The organism is Streptomyces sp. NPDC052721, from assembly GCF_040678315.1.
In the GTDB taxonomy this organism is placed as follows: Bacteria; Actinomycetota; Actinomycetes; order Streptomycetales; family Streptomycetaceae; genus Streptomyces.
Genome location: NZ_JBFATL010000010.1, coordinates 105022 through 121899 on the forward strand (window position 1 = coordinate 105022; position 16878 = coordinate 121899).

General features: G+C 69.7%; 13 protein-coding genes and 3 pseudogenes. 6 read left to right on the forward strand and 10 right to left on the reverse strand.

Annotation, left to right across the window (positions count from 1 at the left end):
* Nucleotides 1-459: 459 nt before the first annotated feature.
* Complete coding sequence (locus AB0L21_RS12760; RefSeq protein ID WP_365709949.1) at nucleotides 460-1029, reverse strand: TetR/AcrR family transcriptional regulator; 570 nt, start codon at nucleotides 1027-1029, stop codon at nucleotides 460-462.
* Between the two features lie 237 nt (nucleotides 1030-1266).
* Between AB0L21_RS12760 and AB0L21_RS12765 the strand changes: the two genes are divergently transcribed.
* Complete coding sequence (locus tag AB0L21_RS12765) at nucleotides 1267-2649, forward strand: carboxypeptidase regulatory-like domain-containing protein (RefSeq protein ID WP_365783851.1); 1383 nt, start codon at nucleotides 1267-1269, stop codon at nucleotides 2647-2649.
* Nucleotides 2650-3121: 472 nt separating this feature from the next.
* Here the strand turns inward: AB0L21_RS12765 and AB0L21_RS12770 are convergent, their stop codons facing one another.
* The 5 genes from AB0L21_RS12770 to AB0L21_RS12790 all read right to left on the reverse strand — a co-directional run bounded on the left by AB0L21_RS12770 (nucleotide 3122) and on the right by AB0L21_RS12790 (nucleotide 9481).
* Entirely contained in the window at nucleotides 3122-3511 is a 390-nt protein-coding gene (locus tag AB0L21_RS12770; protein WP_365783852.1) for a hypothetical protein, read from the reverse strand.
* Between the two features lie 1052 nt (nucleotides 3512-4563).
* A complete protein-coding gene (locus AB0L21_RS12775) occupies nucleotides 4564-6918 on the reverse strand; it encodes an FtsX-like permease family protein (protein ID WP_365783854.1) in 2355 nt (784 codons plus the stop codon).
* Between the two features lie 287 nt (nucleotides 6919-7205).
* Nucleotides 7206-7463, reverse strand: a complete 258-nt coding sequence (locus AB0L21_RS12780) for a hypothetical protein (protein ID WP_365709958.1) — start codon at nucleotides 7461-7463, stop codon at nucleotides 7206-7208.
* A gap of 433 nt (nucleotides 7464-7896) precedes the next feature.
* On the reverse strand, nucleotides 7897-8331 hold the full coding sequence (locus AB0L21_RS12785) for a cupin domain-containing protein (RefSeq protein ID WP_365783856.1): 435 nt from the start codon (nucleotides 8329-8331) through the stop codon (nucleotides 7897-7899).
* Nucleotides 8332-8572: 241 nt separating this feature from the next.
* Nucleotides 8573-9481 carry a sigma factor gene (locus tag AB0L21_RS12790; RefSeq protein ID WP_365783859.1) on the reverse strand — a complete coding sequence of 303 codons (909 nt, stop codon included), beginning with the start codon at nucleotides 9479-9481 and terminating at the stop codon, nucleotides 8573-8575.
* A gap of 321 nt (nucleotides 9482-9802) precedes the next feature.
* Here AB0L21_RS12790 and AB0L21_RS12795 point away from each other — a divergent pair.
* A pseudogene (locus AB0L21_RS12795) lies at nucleotides 9803-9936 on the forward strand (alpha/beta hydrolase fold domain-containing protein); the annotation flags it as partial.
* Nucleotides 9937-10197: 261 nt separating this feature from the next.
* On the opposite strand, the gene AB0L21_RS12800 reads toward AB0L21_RS12795, so the two are convergent.
* From AB0L21_RS12800 to AB0L21_RS12815, 4 genes and pseudogenes are all read right to left on the reverse strand, one after another.
* Nucleotides 10198-10368 carry a hypothetical protein gene (locus AB0L21_RS12800; protein ID WP_365710008.1) on the reverse strand — a complete coding sequence of 57 codons (171 nt, stop codon included), beginning with the start codon at nucleotides 10366-10368 and terminating at the stop codon, nucleotides 10198-10200.
* Nucleotides 10368-10958: a YceI family protein gene (locus tag AB0L21_RS12805; protein WP_365783861.1), complete on the reverse strand. Its 591-nt coding sequence runs from the start codon at nucleotides 10956-10958 to the stop codon at nucleotides 10368-10370. The genes AB0L21_RS12800 and AB0L21_RS12805 overlap by 1 nt, the downstream gene beginning before the upstream one ends.
* Before the next feature lie 75 nt (nucleotides 10959-11033).
* Complete coding sequence (locus AB0L21_RS12810) at nucleotides 11034-11780, reverse strand: SDR family oxidoreductase (RefSeq protein WP_365709966.1); 747 nt, start codon at nucleotides 11778-11780, stop codon at nucleotides 11034-11036.
* A gap of 171 nt (nucleotides 11781-11951) precedes the next feature.
* Nucleotides 11952-12228 (reverse strand): annotated as a pseudogene (locus AB0L21_RS12815) (oxidoreductase C-terminal domain-containing protein); the annotation flags it as partial.
* Nucleotides 12229-12252: 24 nt separating this feature from the next.
* Here AB0L21_RS12815 and AB0L21_RS12820 point away from each other — a divergent pair.
* The 4 genes and pseudogenes from AB0L21_RS12820 to AB0L21_RS12835 all read left to right on the forward strand — a co-directional run.
* Nucleotides 12253-12717: pseudogene (locus AB0L21_RS12820) on the forward strand (IS5 family transposase); the annotation flags it as partial.
* 79 nt (nucleotides 12718-12796) lie between these two features.
* Nucleotides 12797-13339, forward strand: a complete 543-nt coding sequence (locus AB0L21_RS12825; protein ID WP_365709968.1) for a GNAT family N-acetyltransferase — start codon at nucleotides 12797-12799, stop codon at nucleotides 13337-13339.
* A gap of 498 nt (nucleotides 13340-13837) precedes the next feature.
* Nucleotides 13838-14053: a hypothetical protein gene (locus AB0L21_RS12830; protein ID WP_365710010.1), complete on the forward strand. Its 216-nt coding sequence runs from the start codon at nucleotides 13838-13840 to the stop codon at nucleotides 14051-14053.
* A 96-nt stretch (nucleotides 14054-14149) separates the two neighbouring features.
* Nucleotides 14150-16777 carry an alpha-L-rhamnosidase C-terminal domain-containing protein gene (locus AB0L21_RS12835; protein WP_365783863.1) on the forward strand — a complete coding sequence of 876 codons (2628 nt, stop codon included), beginning with the start codon at nucleotides 14150-14152 and terminating at the stop codon, nucleotides 16775-16777.
* Nucleotides 16778-16878: the final 101 nt, after the last annotated feature.

A 16878-nucleotide genomic window follows, 5' to 3' on the forward strand; every position in this document is an offset into this window, starting at 1 on the left:
GCTTCGTCACCGACGAGATCCGAGAGATCGGCGTCCACGGGTCTGATCGACGAGTACCGGGCCAGGAGCTACCCGGTGCTGGTCCGGCCGCTGCATTCCGTTCTTCCCCCAGCGCGAGCGCCGGGCAGACCTCGAACTCGTCGAGACCCGCCCTTCAGCTCTGGAGTCGTCCACCTCCGCTACCGCGAGGCGCGCCAGGCCGTACTCCAGAAGGTGCTGTCCGAGTCGTTGAGGTCGTCGATCAGCAGGAACACGCGCCCTCGGCGGTGCCGGCCGAAACGGGAGGACTGACATCCATGTCGGCGTGTCGAAGTCTGCCCGCACCCCTTCCGACGGTGAGGGACGACGGTGAGGGACGTCGAACCGGTCCCCGGCCGGCCGTCGACCGCGGTGGGCGCCGTCGGCTGAGCACCGGGGAGACGAGTGCCGGGGGAGCGGCGAGGTGGTCGACGCGCAGGGTCAGCCCGGCGCCGCGGTGGCTCCATCGATGAGACGATCGGCTGCCGCGTCGGTACGGGCGACGTCATGGGTCACCAGGCGGTCCTGGCACAAGCCGCGCAGGCCGGAAACGAGCAGCGTGGCCGCGGCCCGTGCCTGCTCCGGCGGGTGACCCAGCCGGGCGTAGGCGGCGGCGATCGGGCCGATCATGACCTCGACGGTGTCGGCGGCCAACTCGCCGTACTGCTGCTGGTCGGTGACGGCCAGGCTCAGCAACTGCAACAGCATGCGGATCGGTCCGGACTGTTCCCCGACGGTCATCGCCTCCCACAGTGTGCGGGCGGCCCGCCGCATGCCGGCCGTGTCGTGGACGTCGTCGAACATCGCATGGGCATCGGGCCGGTTGGCGCTCAGTGCCTGCGCGAGCAGGTTCTCGCGACTGCCGAAGTAGTACAGAAGCATCCGTTTGGTGGTGCCGATGGATTCGGCGAGCGGGCTCAGGGACATCTGGGCGAGCCCATGCTCTTGGAGGTGCGCCACCACCTGCTGGAGCAACTCGGCGCGTTTTTCGACATTGACTGGGCGAGGCATGACTTTGACTGTACCGGTCGGTACGCATAAGGTTCGAGGGGCGTTGGTGTGCCGATCGGTACATTAATCAGGAGTTTGCATCAGCGACGGCCGCGTGCGAAGGGCGTGAAGGGATCTCATGGAGTGGGCTGCACCACCGGAAGCGGTCACGAGGCGTGGAGCCGGAAGGCGTGACCCGGTCGTCCACCTGCCGAGGCTCGGCCGCGCGCCGGTTCGGGGCCTGCGGGGGGCGGTCCTGTGAGGCATCGCAAGGAGGGCACCGAAGGCGTACCCCGCATCAGGACTCTGGCCGAGACCCTGATGTTCCCGACGGTACTTTTCCTCGGCCTTCTGTTCTGCTTCACCTCGGCCTTCCACGCTCCCCAGCCGCATCACCTGAAGATCGCGGTCGCCCACCTGGAAACGGAACGCAAGATCGACACCGCCCTGCAGAGGACGCATCCCGGTGGGTTCGACGTCAGCGCCGTGGCAGACGCGGGGCAGGCCCGACGGGCAGTGCTCCAGCGGGACGCCGTGGCGGGATACGCCGCCGAGGGCGGACACCCTGTGCTGTACGTGGCTCAGGCCAACGGGATGTCGCTGGAACAGACGTTGGCCCAGGGCTTCACCGAGCTGGCGGCGCACGACCATCAAAAGCTCACGATCAGGGACGTGGCACCCACCGTGAGCAAGGACCGGAACGGCACCACCCTGGTCTACTTCGGAGTCGCCTGGAGCGTTCCCGGCTACATACTCGCGACCACCCTGCTGCGGGCGGTGACCTTCAACCGCCGCAAGAAACTGATCACGATCGCGGGCGTCGCCGCCTTCTTCAGCGTGGTGGGCTATCTCGTCGGCACATGGCTGAACTACCTCCCCGACGAGCCCTCGGCGCTGGCGATCGGCTTCCTGCTCACGATGGCGGTTGCCACGTTCTCCGCCGGCATTGCGCCGTTCACACGGCAGTTCTTCCCCCTCGTGGGCATGGGTCTGTTCATCGTGCTGAGCGTCCCCACCAGTGGCGTGGCTCCCGTCCCGCTGCTGCCGACGTTCTTCCAGGACCTGCACGCCGTGATGCCGTTGGGCAACGCGGTGGACGCCCTCAGGGGGCTGCTGTACTTCGGCGAAGCAGGCGTGCTCAGGCCGGTACTCGTGCTCTGTGCGTGGATCGTCGCGGGTGTCGCCCTGCTCGGGCTCGACGCCTGGCGGCACCAGCGCGAGGCCGCCGGGGAGAATACGGAGGAGGCTCAGGAGGAGATTCCGGAGCCTCCGGTCGAGGATCCGTCCGTGGAGGCTCCCGCACCGACCGCGCTTCCGGTTCACCATCACCACCACTTCGGAGAGCCGCTGCCCATGCTGGAGGGCACCGTCCGCGATGACGAGCAGCAACCCATCCGGCATGCCGCAGTGACCGTCATGGACACCCGCGGTCGGCAGTTGGTGCGGACCATGACGAACGCGCAGGGCGAGTACGCCGTAACCGGCCTGCCCGAGGGACACATCGCCATCGTCGTCTCCCACCCCGGCCGCCACCCGGTGGTGCACCAGAAGCTCATGCAGTCCGGCGTGGCCGTCCGGGCCGACTTCACCCTGCACGGCCGCACCCGCTGGACGTCCTTCCAGCCGCTGTCGCAGCGCTGACACGAGCAGCCCCTGGTCCCACGCCTGGCACTCCAGCCACTCGCCCCGCTGCCTCGCGATCACCACCGCCGTGCCCGGCGCGGCGCCCGTCACTGGCGCCACAAGAGCAGCAACCACGCACCGGGCAACAGCTTCGTGCAGCTGCCACGTCAGAACATGCGCACGGCGAGCGCTGGAGATCACCCCGGTGATGCGGGTGCCGACTCCATGCCGGCGGTGCGGGGGTGTGCGACCGACTGGTTGGCCCGCCCCCCCGCACCGCCGGGTCTCAACGATGAACAAGGCATCGCGTCCAGTTCAGTGGCGCGGCTCCACGACGCCCTGCGAGTCCAGGGTGAGTGGCAGCTTGCTCGGCGCTCCGGTGGCGCACGCGGTACGCACATGGCGTGCCGTGATCCCTGTCCAGGAGTCGCCCCCCTGTCTCGGCGGCGACGGCCGAGGCGAGCCTGGACCGGTGCCCGCACGACGGGGCTCAGCGCACGGAGACGACCGTCAGAGACTTGACGGGTCCGGCGCCACGCAGGGTGAGGTCGAACAGCAGGTCTCCCTGTCCAGGGCGCAGGTCGGCCGTGTGACCAGGGGCGATCTCCCGTTCCGGGCCCTGCTGGCGCTCGCCCTGACGAGGCCCGTGGATGACGGTGACGTACACGGTGGACGGCCCTGTGTTGCGTACCCCCACCTGTGTGGTCGTTGAACAGCGTCGCAGCGCGTCGTGCGTCGGGCACAGGTAACGCAGGTCACCGAAACCGTGAGTGCCGCAGGACAGCTCCTGGTCGGCGTGGAGCGCGGAACGGCAGGTGCGCCCGGCGCTGACGCGGTCGTCGCCCGTGTCGTCGGCGTCGTGCGAGAGTGAGGTGCCCACGGCGACCAGGGTCAGGACGGCACAGCCCGCCCAGGCTGCGGCCGATATGCGGCTGGGGCGTATGCGAGCGGTCCGCACAGCCTGGAGTGACGTATGGCGTTCACTGGAGTCCTCGACATGAGTGGGTACCCGGGCGCGCAGCGCGGCACGGGGCACAGGTCAGCGGTTGACGGTGATGGTTCGCGACCCGCCGTCCTACCGGTCCGGGTGGCCGCCGCTGAGGCCCCGGGGATGTGAGCGGCGCTGGAACGTATGTCCGCGGGCTCTCCCGGGCCGAGGCTGCACACCGTCGGCCAACGTTGGTCGCGTACCGGCTGGAAAGCCTTCTCTCATCTCGACCATGCACCGAGTGGATCTGTGACGAGCACGGGCCTGCCCATCTTCTGGCTGTGGGCGCCAGCACCACAGCGCCGGTGACGCGCGAGGGCTCTTCGGCTGTTTGATCCCGGAGGCCCGGAGGCCCGGAGGCCCGGATCTGGGTCTGGCTGGCGCTATTGCCCTCATGCGAGGCGGTGACCGTCAGTCCCGTGCAGCCGTACGCCTTGCCCGAAAGGTCGGTGCCGGCGGCGCCGGTGGGACGAGCCAGGTGGCGTAGGCGTCGCCGTCGTCATGGACGACCGCCGGCGTCACAGATCGGCCGTAACGCCAGGCGGCCGGCTCGATAGATGGCGGTCCTGTCCGGCGGCGGCGGCGGTGGTGGTGTGGAGGAATGATCACGTGGCCGGTCTGTGGGCCGCCGCAGCCAGCGCGCATCACTCGATCAGCTGGTGACGAGCGTCCGGGAAGGGCACAGCCGAGTGCGCATGGGCGCGGAGTGGGAGCCGGCGCCGGCGGACATGACCGCGCCGGCCCTTGTGTTCTGGGGGTGCACGGCCCGGCCTGCCAGACCGAGTTCGGCGACAGGCTCGGCAAGGCCCGTCCCGGCCCGTCTCCCGACATGACCCGACCACCGAACAAGCCCGGTGGGCAGGGGGTTTCACCCCCTGCCCACCGGGCTGTGATCGATGGCTGGTCCACGCGCAGTGGGCGCATCGCCGCTGAGGGACGACCGCTCACTCGTGACGGAGGCCCTCCGGCCGCGTCGACCGCCACAGTGTGGGCAGGGTCAGCAGGGTCACGACGACGGCAGTGGCCGCGCCGAGGCCGGCTATGGCCAGCAGGGTGCTCCAGTCGTAGGCCGCGGGTTTGCCGACGAGACCGAGCAGCGTGCCGCCGAGGGCCGTCCCGACCAGCCCCGCGACGAGCAGCCCCAGTGCGACGGGCAGTACGGTCTGCCAGAGGACGGAACCGCCGAGGGTACGCCGCCGGGTGCCGAAGGCGACGAGCACGGCCAGCACACGCGCGCGGTCGCGGAGTTGTTCCAGCGCGCCGAGCAGCATGCTCGCGGCGATCAGCAGCAGGACGACCGTCACCCCGGCCAGCAGGGCCCGCTTGATCCCCCCGAGGGCCGGGTCACCCTGGGGCTGTCCGGGGAAGCCGACGGTGAAGGACGGGTCCAGCCGGGCGGCCGTGGTGCGGATGCGGTCCTGTACGTCCCTGTCGGTGTCCGTGTAGGTGACGCCGACCGTGCTGACAGCGTGTGCGATCGCTGTCGGTCCCGCTGCCTCGGGGGTGGCGAGCAGCATTCGCTCGGGGAAGACGCCTTGCGGATCGGCGCTCGTGGCGCGGGCGGTGGCGGTGATGGGCGGGGTCGTCCACCGGGGGCCGTCCGCGCCGATGCGGAGCGTCGTGCCTGCCTTCCACGTGGTCATGTCGTGCGCCCCGCCCGTGCCCGGGGGAGCGACGAGGAAGGCGTCCCCGGCGGAGCAGCCGGGCAACGAGGCCAGCAGGCGCAACTGGGCGCAGTCGGCGATGCGAACCGTCTGAGGGAACCCGCCGTCGGGCGTGCTCACCGACAACTCACCGAAACCGACAGCCTGTTGCACACCGGAAGTCGCGGCGAACACCGGGACGTAGCGCTCCACGTCCCCCTTGCGGTCGTCGAGGCGGGCGACACCGACGTGCGTACGGGGCGCGGAGGCACTGTGCGCGGCCCGCGGGGTGCTGTCCGCCGGTGTCTGGGCGATCCCGGTGAAGAGGGTCTGCAGCGCCACGGCACCCGCCACGGCGACCGCGATCCCGTTGACCGTGCGGGTGGCGGCTTCACCGCTCAACTGCAGTCTGCGTACCGCCAGTTGCCAGGACAACGGACCGAAGCCGCCGCACAGCCCGGTGAGGCGTTCCACAGCCCAGGGCAGCACGGTGGTGACCCCGACGAGCAGCGCGAGCATGCCGGCGACCACCAGGACGACGCCGGCGGTGTCGTGCAGGTCGGAAGCGTTCCGCACGGACGTCCGCAGCAGGACCAGTCCGAGGAGGGGCACCGCGATGCGCCACCACAGGCGTCGTGTGGCCCCGCCGGACCTGCGGACGACCCCGAGGGGCTCCACGGCCACCTTGTTCATCGCCAGCCGCGTGACGACGAGGGACAGCGTGAGGACGGCGACGACCGTGAGAACTGCCAGAAGAGGCTGGGGGGTGAGGTCCTCAGGGAAGACGCTCAGCCCCTGGACGTCCGCCAGGCCGATGAATTGACGGCCCGCCATGAACAGGATCGCACCCAGGACGATGCCGATGGCGGTGCTGAGCACTGCCTCACCGGCGGCGATGCCGGCGGTCATCCGGCGGTCCGCGCCGACCAGCCGCAGGGCGGCCAGCCGCCGGTCCCGGTGCTCACCGCCGAACCGGACGGCCGCGGCGATGAAGACACCGACCGGGACGAGCAGTACGACGATCCCCGCGATGCCGAGCAGGGCGAGGTCGGGGGAGAGGGGCTTCTTCGGGTAGACCTTGCCGAAGTGGTCCAGTCGCCGGGTTCCCGCGACGCCGTCCACCATGTGATCTCCGCCGAGGTAGAAGACGTACTCCCCCGGGCCGAGCAGGCCTCGGTCGCCGACCTCGCCCGCGATGGGGTGGGCGAGGCGCTCGCGCAGCAGTTCGCTGCCCGGCGCGGCCAGCAGCTTGCGCAGTGCGGGTGACACGACCATCTCTCCGGGGCGCGGATAGCGCTGGACTCCGGGCGGAAGCGGTGCGACGGACCCCTCCGGCTGCACCATGCGCCCCCGGATCTCCTTGTCCCGGAACACGGTGTCGATATCACTGACCAGCACAGTGCCGGCCGAAGGTTTGATGACGCGGTCGTCGAGGTTGGTGTCGATGCGGTGGTGAATGCGCTCGTCCCGGTGGTGCCTGGCGGTGGGGACCGACGCGGCGAGCAGCAGCACGGCGACTCCCAGCCCGACCCCGACGGCCATCAAGGCGGTGCGGACCGCGCCGTCCCGGCCACCGGTCAGGGCGAGTCGTGCACCGAAGCCCAGCGCGCGAAGTCCCCCGAAACGCCGTCCACCGCCTCGGACGCTCGCGGACACGGCACGGCGCGCATCTTGTCGAGGTGGGCTCACTGTCTTCCTCTCGTACGGGACGCGGGGCGTGTCCGGCGGCCCAGGGTGTGAAGCGCCGCTGGTGGCGGCCGTACAGACGGTGCCGAAGCATGGCGTGGAGTCCGCCTGTCGGCATGCCCGGACTATACACCGAGAGTATAGCCACGCTTGATTGCGTCACCATGGTCGGTGCGCACAGTGTGACAACATCTGCTCTGTACCAGCAACGTCCCGGTCACATGGATCCCGATCCGACCGACCGGGCCCGATGAGACTCACGCGGCGCGGTACAGACCTCGGCCCGCGCGGCGGATCCGGGACGTGCCGACCGAGCGGTCGAGAGTGCTGCGCACAGCGTTGATGCTGCCGCTGTCCGCGGCGCGACCCAGCGTCTCGGCGACATCGCGTGCGCGGACGTCGATGTCACCGACCCTGGCGAAGTGGTCCAGGATCCGCTCGGTGAGTCTGCCGTACTTCTGCGGCCATCCCGCCTCGTCGGAGGACCGCGCGGCCCGGACGCCTCCGCCCGGCACGGCCGTGGAGGCCGGGCTCCGTGTGGAATCTCCGGTCGCGGCTCCGCGCGTGCGGCATTCCCGGTCTCGTGCGTGATCGTGGCGCCGACTGCTCCGGACGGTGCCGACCCGGCCGGGGACATGACGGTCCGCAGCGCGCCGAGAGCCCGCTGGACGGAGCCGAGATGGGCCTTGACGGTGGCCGACTCCCGTTCCAGGTCCTGCTTCGGACCTCCAGCCGGGTCAGGTCCGTCCGCCGGGTCTCGGCGGTGACCTCGATCTCATGCCCAGCGTGGGTTGCAGACACCATGTGTTCCTCTCGCCCCTGAACCCTGTGGTCTCGTTCGTGTCCTGTACTACGGCATGTAGTCCGGCTCTGCTGCCAGTACCACGGGACATCATGAGCGGGCACATGTGTGTGCCGAGGAGCGAATGGGCCGCCCCCCCTCGCCGGCTACTCGAAGGCGCAGCCCGGGTTGGGGGCGTCCTCGGAGAAGGGGGCGCCGTGCGGCAGCACGTAGAGGACTTCGAGAACGACGTCCGTGCTGCCGAGGTTCTTGCCGATGTGCACGTGATCGGCGCCCGCCGGTTCCTGGATCGGGCTGCCCGCCGGGTACACACCGTCCGGAGCGCAGGTGGCGTCGAAGTGACTCAGCGTTCCCCGCTTGACGTAGCCGTACAGAGTGCCGTCGTGATAGTGCCACCCCGTGCCTTGGCCCGGAGGGATGGTGATCTCGCGCAGGATGTAGTCCCGGTCGCCGACGGTGGCGCGGGCGATGACTTTCGCGGTGATCCCCGGGCCGCCCGGCGTCGCGTGAGCCAGGCCGGCAGGGAGCGAGAGAGCGGCCAGCACGGCACCGACCGCTCCCAGACGTGACAGGTTGCGCATGAGAGTCCTTTCAGGGGACAAAGGTTGATGAACACTGATTCATGGCTTGCGCGACAGCGAACGGATTCCACGACGGGACGTCGGTAGCCTCGTGGGCTTGCGTTCCGCCGTCCCGGTAGAGCGGCATCCAACTGCGCCCGTCGGCCTGGACGGGCCGCATTCCACCTCGCCACGGAACCGCGGATACGTGGTGGTGCTGTGCAGCCGCTGTGACGGGCCGGTGTTCGGGTCGGGCGGATCCCTACGGCGGACCGGGCCGGACAGGGGCCTGGTTCCATGGCAGCAGTTTGTCGGGATTGATGACGACCCAGACCTGGACGACCTGACGGCCGGCGATGTCGAGGCTGGTGACCGCCGCGACCCGCTGGTCGTACCGCACGACGAGCCCGGTCCGGCCGTTGACGGAATGTGTGTCCACCGTCGTCCGTGCCCGGGGAGCCAGCAACGTCAAGAGACTCCGGGCCACCTGCTCCCGGCCGTGCACGGGTCGTACCTGCGCCCGCACCTTGCCGCCTCCGTCGAAGAACGCCGTCGCGTCCGGCGCCAGCAGCGTGGTGAGCCGACCGGTGTCCTGCGTCGCGCATGCCTCCCGCACCGCGTACACCAGGGCATCGTGCTGCCGCGGAGTGGTGGGCCGCCCGCGCCGGTTCCGCAGACTCTGCCGTGCCCGGTCCGCCAGTTCGGTGCACGTCGGCTCGGGCTGCCCCACGATGTCGGCGACCGTGCCCGGTGCCATCCCGAAGATGTCATTGAGGACGAACGCGGCCCGCTCGGCCGGAGACAAGTCGTCCAGCGCCTGCAGCAAGACCGCGCTGACCTGGCGCTCCAGCATCCGCCGCCGTTCCTCGGCCGCAAGACCAGACTTCGGCCCCGCCGCACCGGACTCCGGCTCCGCCGGGCCGGGACGCCGACGCCCCGGCCGCGCCAGCCGCTCCAGACAGATGCCGCCCGTGACCCCGGACAACCACGCCCGCGGCTCCTCGATCAGTGCCCGCTCCGTCTCCGGCAGCTCGTACCACCGTCGGTACGCCTCGGCGACCACATCCTCGGCCTCGACGGCACTGCCCAGCATCCAGAACGCCACATCCAGCAGATGCCGTCGCTCATCCAGCAGTTCCCCGATCGGCAGCGCCTCATCGGCGAAGTCCATGCGTCAACCTCCCTCTCCGGCAACGCCCTGACGCCACGCCGCCAGGCGGACCCGGCATCCCGGTGGCATGCGTGTGGGACGGACTGTTCCCTTCGCGTGCAATGAAGCCGATGCGTGCGGCGGCGACACGGTCACCGCGCACGACGTCATGCCTCTTCGTCCGCTCGACAGACCAGACCGGACAGGAACAGTTCTTGTGACACGACGGCGCCGGCGCCCACGCCCGGGCGTCCCCGTCGCCGACGCCGGCCTTCTGCGGCGGCGGGGACGGGCGGCCCGTGGCTCGCCCCTTCCCTCGGTGTCACACAAACGCCGCTAGACACCGCCGACCCGGCGCAGCGCGCGGAGATCACCGTGTCGCCGCTACGGGCCAGGCTGGAGGACCTGCGTGGGCTGCCGCCCGCGCGCTCGTGCTCGTGGACGACGACGACGTGCTGCGCGACGAGGGCGAGGCTACGCCCGCAACTTGACCGCCGACATCCTGTGCCTCAGCGTCGTCAACGTGAGGCAGCAGGTCGCGCGCCCTGGAGCGTCTCGCCGAGAACCGGTGCCGCAACCTGTGGACTCCGCCGCTTGTCGGCGGCTCGTGCAGGCGTTCTTCGCGGCAGCCCAGACCGGCGACGTCGCGCACCTGCAGAGGGTCCTCTTCACGGACGCCGATCCTCAGCCGACCTGCCGGCCGACGTTCCATGCTCAGACGGCGTGGCAGGCACGCCTCAACCGGAGGTCAGCTCGTGCAGGGCGGCGGAGGTGGCCCTGATCCGTTCGTCGAGGCTCACGAGTTCCTTCTGGAGCTTGTCGACCCGGGTCTGCAGCGCGTGGGCCTCCGCGGCCAGTGAGACCACTGTGGCCATGAGGTCGACGCGGTTCTCGGTCGCTTGGGTCATCACGTGTCCCTCTCCACCTGTACGGCGGCGATGTCGAGGATCAGGTTCACCTTGTCGCTGATGAGGGTGCCGCCCGAGGCGAGGGCCGTGTTCCGGTCGAGGCCCCAGTCGGAACGCCGCAGGGTGGCCGTGCCCTCGAAACCGACACGGCTGCGTCCTTGGGCGTCCCGACCCGCTCCGCCGAACTCGAGATCGATGTGGACGGGCAGTTCGACGTCCTTGATCCGGAGGTACCCCGCCAAGCGGAACCGGTCGTCACCGGAATCGAGGACTCCGGAGGAACGGAAGCTCATGAGGGGGAAGGTCGCCGAGTCGAGGAAGTCCGGGCCGGTGACATGGGCGTCCCACTTCGGAACACCCGTCTCCAGACTGCTGGTCTGGACACTGAGGTAGGCCTCGGACCGGGTGGGGTGGTTCCCGTCGAGCTTGAGGAGTCCCTCGAAGGCGGTGAATTGAGCGCGCACGTTGGTGATCATGGCGTGCCGGACGGAGAACCCTATCGCGCTGTGGGCGGGGTCGATGGTGTAGATGCCGGTCAGTTCCTCATAGGGGGTGGTGTCGGGAATCGTGATTTCGGTGGTACGAACCATCGCGAACCTTAAATCAGGACAAGGAAGACAAGCGGTGGCCCCCGTCGACGGAGGCAGGGGCCACCCGCGGTGGAACTACTGCTGTTGTGCGAGCCAGTCGGCGAACTTGGTCTCGGCGATGTGCGCGTCCGGACCAGGCAGGAGCGTGGTCTCCTGCAGCTCGGCACCCCAGTACGTGGCCTTCGGGTCAGTGACGATCTTGCGGGGGTCGTTCTTGGCGGCGAGTCCCATGCGGATGAAGTCCTCGAGCTCGAAGGCCTCAGGGCCCGCGACCTCCACCACACCGTTGACCGGGGAACCGACCGCGGTGCGGCCGACGGCCGCGGCCACGTCGTCGGACACGATGGGCTGGATCTTCCCGGCGGGCAGACGCACGGTGTCACCGTCGGTGACCCCGTCGGCGAGCCCCTTCGCGAACTCGAAGAACTGGGTGGCGTGGACGATGGAGTACGGGATCCCGGACGCCTTGATCAGTTCTTCCTGGGCCTGCTTGGCGCGGAAGTACCCGCTCCCCTGGAGGCGCTCGGTGCCGACCACGGACAGCGCCACATGGTGCTTGACGCCGGCCTCGGCCTCCGCCTTGAGGAGGTTGGCCGTGGAGGTGCGGAAGAAGTCCATGACGGCCTGGTCCTCGAAGGAGGGGGAGTTCGACACGTCGACCACGACCGATGCGTCCTCCAGAACATCGGCCAGCCCCTCGCCCGTCAGTGTGTTGACGCCGGTGTTGGGCGAGGCCGCGACCGCCTCGTGTCCGTGCTCGTTGAGCTTGCCGACCAGCTTCGAGCCGATGAGCCCGGTGCCACCGATCACTACGACCTTCATAACGGATTCCTCTCAGGGATTTCCTGGGAAACTTGGGTCTGCACGAGAAGAGACCAGGCAGCGGCCCTCCTTGTGACACGTGGTTCGCGGAGCCTGCCTATTCGGCGAGTTTCCCTGCCGGTGAGACCTGTCGCGACGCTCCAGCGTCGCTTGGTCACTCATCGCTACCGGGGAGACGATGAGGGACCGGATGGGATCCATGACGTCCCACAGGTTGACACTCATCCCTGCCGGCACGGGGCTGCCCGCCATCCAGAACGCGATGAAGCGTCGTTCGGCCGGCTCACCGCGGAAGACGACGCGGCCGTAGCCGCCGGGTTCCACGTAACCCGTGTACTCCATGCCGAGGTCGTACTGATCCGTGTAGAGGTACGGCAGCCTGTCGTAGACAGCGTCCTTTCCGAGCGAGGGCCGCCACGTCCGGCTGATGGAGGGCATCGGCCCAGTGTCCGCCCGGAGGTGGCGGCGGAGCAGCCGAGGTAACCTGACCAGCAAGACTCACCTGGCGTGCGACTCCCTGGGGCGTCCGCTCGCCTTCACCGTCACGGGCGGGAACACCAACGACTGCACCCAGTTCACCGCCGTGATGGACGCGATACGGGTGCCCCGCCTCGGACCGGGACGGCCGCGCCTCCGGCCCGACCACGTCATCGGCGACAAGGGCTACACCTCCAAAGCGATCCGGACCTGGCTCAGGTGGCGGGGCGTCGGCCACACCATCCCGGAACGATCCGACCAGATCCGCAACGGGCTCCGGCGCGGCCATCGCGGCGGGCGCCCGCCGGCCTTCGACAAGCACCTCTACAAGCGGCGCAACGTGGTCGAACGCTGCTTCAACCGCTTGAAACAGAGGCGAGGGATCGCCACCCGCTACGACAAGACCGCCGAGTCCTGCCAAGCAGCCGTCACCCTCGCCTCGCTCCCGATGTGGGCGTGACAATCGAAGACAACTCCTAGGGCGTGCATCGAGCCTGGTGAGGATGGCGGCGAGCCCATTCGTGATCCAGAATGATGGGATGGTCACGCTTGAGACTCCCCGTCTGATCCTCCGTCGCTGGCGCGAGGAAGACGTCGCCCCCATGGCGGCCATCCATGCCGACCCCGAGGTCATGCGGTGGATCCGTGACGGCAGCGTCCGCGACGAACAGCAGACTCGCGACGGGATCCAGGCGTGGGAAAGAGAGTGGGAGTCACGGGGCTTCGGCCTGTTCGCCGTGGAGATCCGGTCCACTGGCGAGTTGGCCGGGTTCACCGGCCTTTCAGTGCCCGACTTCTTGCCGGAGGTACTGCCGGCGGTTGAGGTCGGCTGGCGGCTGGGACGTTCCCACTGGGGGCAGGGCCTGGCCACCGAGGCCGCTGCGGCCGCTGTACGGTTCGGGTTCGAAGAACGAGGGCTGGAGCGGATCGTCAGCATCGCTCAAGTGGGCAACGACGCCTCCGAACGGATCATGACCAAACTGGGGATGCGTCCGGTTCGTGAGACCGTCAATCCCACCTGCGGTCGGCGGGTACGGGTGTTCGAGTTGGCGTCGGACCAGTACGTCACAACCACTCGTTGACGGCGGCAACGAGGACGGTAGCCCCGTAGCGGACCGCGAGTTTGTCGTACCTGGCGGCTACGGCTCGACGTCTCGTACAGGCCGACCCTGCCAACGCGCTGGAGCGGAACATTCGTCTCGCCACGCGGGTACGCCAGTTGGAGAAGCGGCTTTCCGTACGGCTCGGCGAGCAGGCGTGGAGCGAGTCGGGGCTCGGTGCCCGCGCCGAGAAGCGCGGCGAGATGGAGGAAAGGACGGAGGAACCTGAAGCCGCTCGGGCCGCCAACAGGGAGCTGGCCCAGGCTGCGCACCGGCCTTCGCCGACCGGTCATGAACTCGCTGGCGCGCAACAGACGGTTGCCGCAGAGGCCAGAGGCTGCGCCGGTAGGTAAGGGAAGACGTTGCCGGGATGACCCAAGCAGGCCATGGCCACGGCGGCCGTCCGACGCGCGGACCACATCGCGTCGTTGCTCGCCGGCCGCCCAGCCGGCGTGCCCGTGGTGACCGTCCTCGGCCGAAATGAATCGAAGCCCCGGCAAGGCCCGTGACGCGGTCGGCGGCGACGGCCTCGACCTGTTCGAAGATCTGGTGATTGCCACGCGGGTCCATCTGGGAGGTGGGCTCTTCGACGACGAGAAGTTCGGGCTGCCAGTAAAGGGCTCTGATCTGCTGAACAGCCGTCAGATGAAGCCGTTCCCGGACGTCTCCGGCCCCAGGGCGCGGAATTTCCTCTGACGTCCCTCTGTACGCCTCATCCACTTCGGGGTTACGGTCGGGCATCGGCAACCGACTGAAACGTTTCAATCCCTTCGGTGTTTCAGGGAGGCTTTCATGGCATCCACGTCCGCTCCACACGACGGCCCGCGCAGACGCTCCGTGGTGGCGGCCGGGGTTCTCGGACTCGGCGTGACCGGCGCCACGAGTGGCCGGCCGGCGTCCGCCGCGACAGGCCCGGCGGAGGCGGCCGAGGCCCGCACGGTACCCACACGCGCCTCCACGGACTGGCACCGCTACGTCCAGGCGCCCACGACGGGCACCGTACGTCCCGTAAGCGTGGTCGCCGTGAACGGAGACGTGACCGACGCGCAGGCCCTGCTGAAGCCCGGGGGCGCAAGCGCGGTGCTGCGCCGCCCGCGTCCCGTCCCGGCCCCGCGCTGGCCGGAGGGAACCACCGCCGAGGCCTCCTCCACCCACGCCGGCAACAACGGCAACGACGGCACGCCTCGCACCTACGACGCCGCCCACACGGTCGACGCAGACCCGGACACCTTCTGGAACGACGACACGCTCGGCGCCTTCCCGGACACGCTCACCATCACCCTGCCCGACCCTGCCGAGCTGCCGGGGATCACGGTGCTCTCCAACAGCGACGGCGTACCCACCGAGTTCACGGTCGACGTGTGGCGTGACGGCGCGTGGCAGACCGCCGCAACGGTTCAGGACAACGATGTCATCCAGTGTCCCGTGCCGTTCGCCACCCCGGTCACCACCGATCGGGTGCGCATCACGGTGACCGCTGTCCAGGACACCCCCCGCGGGGCGTTCACCCGCGTCAACGAGGTCTGGCCCGCGCCGGTGGCCCCGGTCGACGTCCCCGGGGTCACGCTCGACTTCGGCAAAGTCGTCGTCGGACACCCGCGGATCAGGTTCACCCGGGCCTCGCCCGACTCGCCGGGTGTGCGGCTGGCGTTCTCCGAGACGCGCCGATTCCTCACGGACCGCTCCGACTTCACCCGCTCCGATCAGGCCGGCGGGGCCGGCCAGGGCACCGACCAGTTCGCCGTTCCCGCCGCCGGCGCCGACTGGCTCGACCGCAAGGGCTACCAGGCCGGGGACAAGGTCTACGCGGACGGCCTGCACGGATTCCGCTACCTGCGGATCACCCTGGACGCACTGCCCTCCGACGCCCCGGCCGCCCAGCCGTGGGGAGAAGTCGAGATCGACTCCGTCAGCCTGGAGTTCAGCGCCTACAGGGGCACGCCCAGCACCTACCGCGGCTGGTTCCTGTGTTCCGACGACGACCTGAACCGCTACTGGTACGGGGCGTCGTACACCAACGAACTCGTCACCGACACCTTCCGGCAGGACGACGTCGACCCGCGCGGTGCCTGGAGCGCCACGCTGGAAGGCAAACTCGTCCTGCACGACGGTGCCAAACGCGACCGTGACCCGTACGTCGGCGACCTGGCGGTGTCCGCGCGCACCCTCTACCTCACGCACGACGACGCCGTCGAGGCGGTGCGCAACGTACTGGCCGACCTGGCCGACCACCAGCGCGCGGACGGCTGGATCCCCCCGGCCTCCATCGCCGGGTACACCCTGCCCCTGTTCGACTATCCCCTGTGGTGGGTCGTCTGCAGCTGGGACTACGTCCTCTACACCGGCGACCGGGCCTACGCCTCCCGTTACCTGCCACACCTCGTGAAGGTGCTCGACGGCTGGTACCCGGCCGTCACCGACGACGCCGGCCTGCTCAGCAAGGGCCTCAACGGGACGGGCAGCTACGGCGATTACGCCTTCCTGGGCCGTACCGGCCGCGTCACCTACTACAACGCCCTTTACGTCCAGGCACTGGACGACGCCGCCCGGCTGGCCCGGTTCCTGGGACGCGACGCGGACGCGGACCGCTGGGTGCGGCGCGCGCAGAAGGTGGCGGCGGCCGTCAACACCCTCCTGTGGGACAGTACCGCCGGCGCGTACCTCGACTCCGCGACGGGTCCCGTGCGGCACGCGCAGGACGGCAACGCGCTGGCCGTCCTTGCGGGGATCGCCGACGCCGGACGCGCGAAGTCGGCCCTCGCCCATCTGGACGCCACCACCAGACGGCCGTACGGCAACGCGTTCATGGACAACGACACCCTCTTCGCCGGGGCGGCGCAGCGCGTCTACGCCTTCACTTCGTACCCGGAGATCGTGGCCCGGTTCGAGAGCGGGCGGGCCGAGTCCGCGCTGGACCAGATACGGCGCACCTACGGCTGGATGGACCGGCACGACCCCGGCATCACCCACTGGGAGGGCATCGGCCCGCAGGGGGAGCCGTACGAGGACGCGTACACCAGCATGGCGCACGGTTGGTCCACTGGCGTTCTGCCGGCGCTCACCCACCAACTCCTGGGAGCCGGGCCGGTTTCACCAGGCTACAGCGCGTGGGAGGTACGCCCCCACCCCGGCGGGATCGCCTGGGCCGCGGGCAAGCTCCCCACGCCGTACGGTCCGCTGACGGTCGAGTGGGAGAACACCGAACAAGTCTTCACCCTCACCGTCCACGCGCCCGAGGGCACCCGCGGCCGGGTGGCCCTGCCCTCGGACGGCAGCGGGGTCGTGGTGCGCACCGGCCGACGCGTGCTGTGGGACGGGCGCCGGGCGACACAGCCCGGTGTGCGCGTCGACGGGGGAAGGGTGACCGTCTCCGGACTGGGAGATGGTACGCACAGCTTCGTCGCCGAGCGCTCGGACTGACGCCGTCCTCCTGGCGGGTACCGGGATCTGGCGCGTCGCTGCCTCGACCGACCTGACACGTCCACTGCCGGCCGGTAGCGGCTGCTCGGCGGCGCCGCGGC

What these genes read in the sequence shown, in the direction of transcription:
- AB0L21_RS12760 (WP_365709949.1), bottom strand. Translation starts at nt 1,029, where the DNA reads ATGCCTCGCCCAGTCAATGTCGAAAAACGCGCCGAGTTGCTCCAGCAG.
- AB0L21_RS12785 (WP_365783856.1), bottom strand. Translation starts at nt 8,331, where the DNA reads ATGCGCAACCTGTCACGTCTGGGAGCGGTCGGTGCCGTGCTGGCCGCT.
- AB0L21_RS12790 (WP_365783859.1), bottom strand. Translation starts at nt 9,481, where the DNA reads ATGGACTTCGCCGATGAGGCGCTGCCGATCGGGGAACTGCTGGATGAG.
- AB0L21_RS12800 (WP_365710008.1), bottom strand. Translation starts at nt 10,368, where the DNA reads ATGACCCAAGCGACCGAGAACCGCGTCGACCTCATGGCCACAGTGGTC.
- AB0L21_RS12805 (WP_365783861.1), bottom strand. Translation starts at nt 10,958, where the DNA reads ATGGTTCGTACCACCGAAATCACGATTCCCGACACCACCCCCTATGAG.
- AB0L21_RS12810 (WP_365709966.1), bottom strand. Translation starts at nt 11,780, where the DNA reads ATGAAGGTCGTAGTGATCGGTGGCACCGGGCTCATCGGCTCGAAGCTG.
- AB0L21_RS12825 (WP_365709968.1), top strand. Translation starts at nt 12,797, where the DNA reads ATGGTCACGCTTGAGACTCCCCGTCTGATCCTCCGTCGCTGGCGCGAG.
- AB0L21_RS12830 (WP_365710010.1), top strand. Translation starts at nt 13,838, where the DNA reads ATGAATCGAAGCCCCGGCAAGGCCCGTGACGCGGTCGGCGGCGACGGC.
- AB0L21_RS12835 (WP_365783863.1), top strand. Translation starts at nt 14,150, where the DNA reads ATGGCATCCACGTCCGCTCCACACGACGGCCCGCGCAGACGCTCCGTG.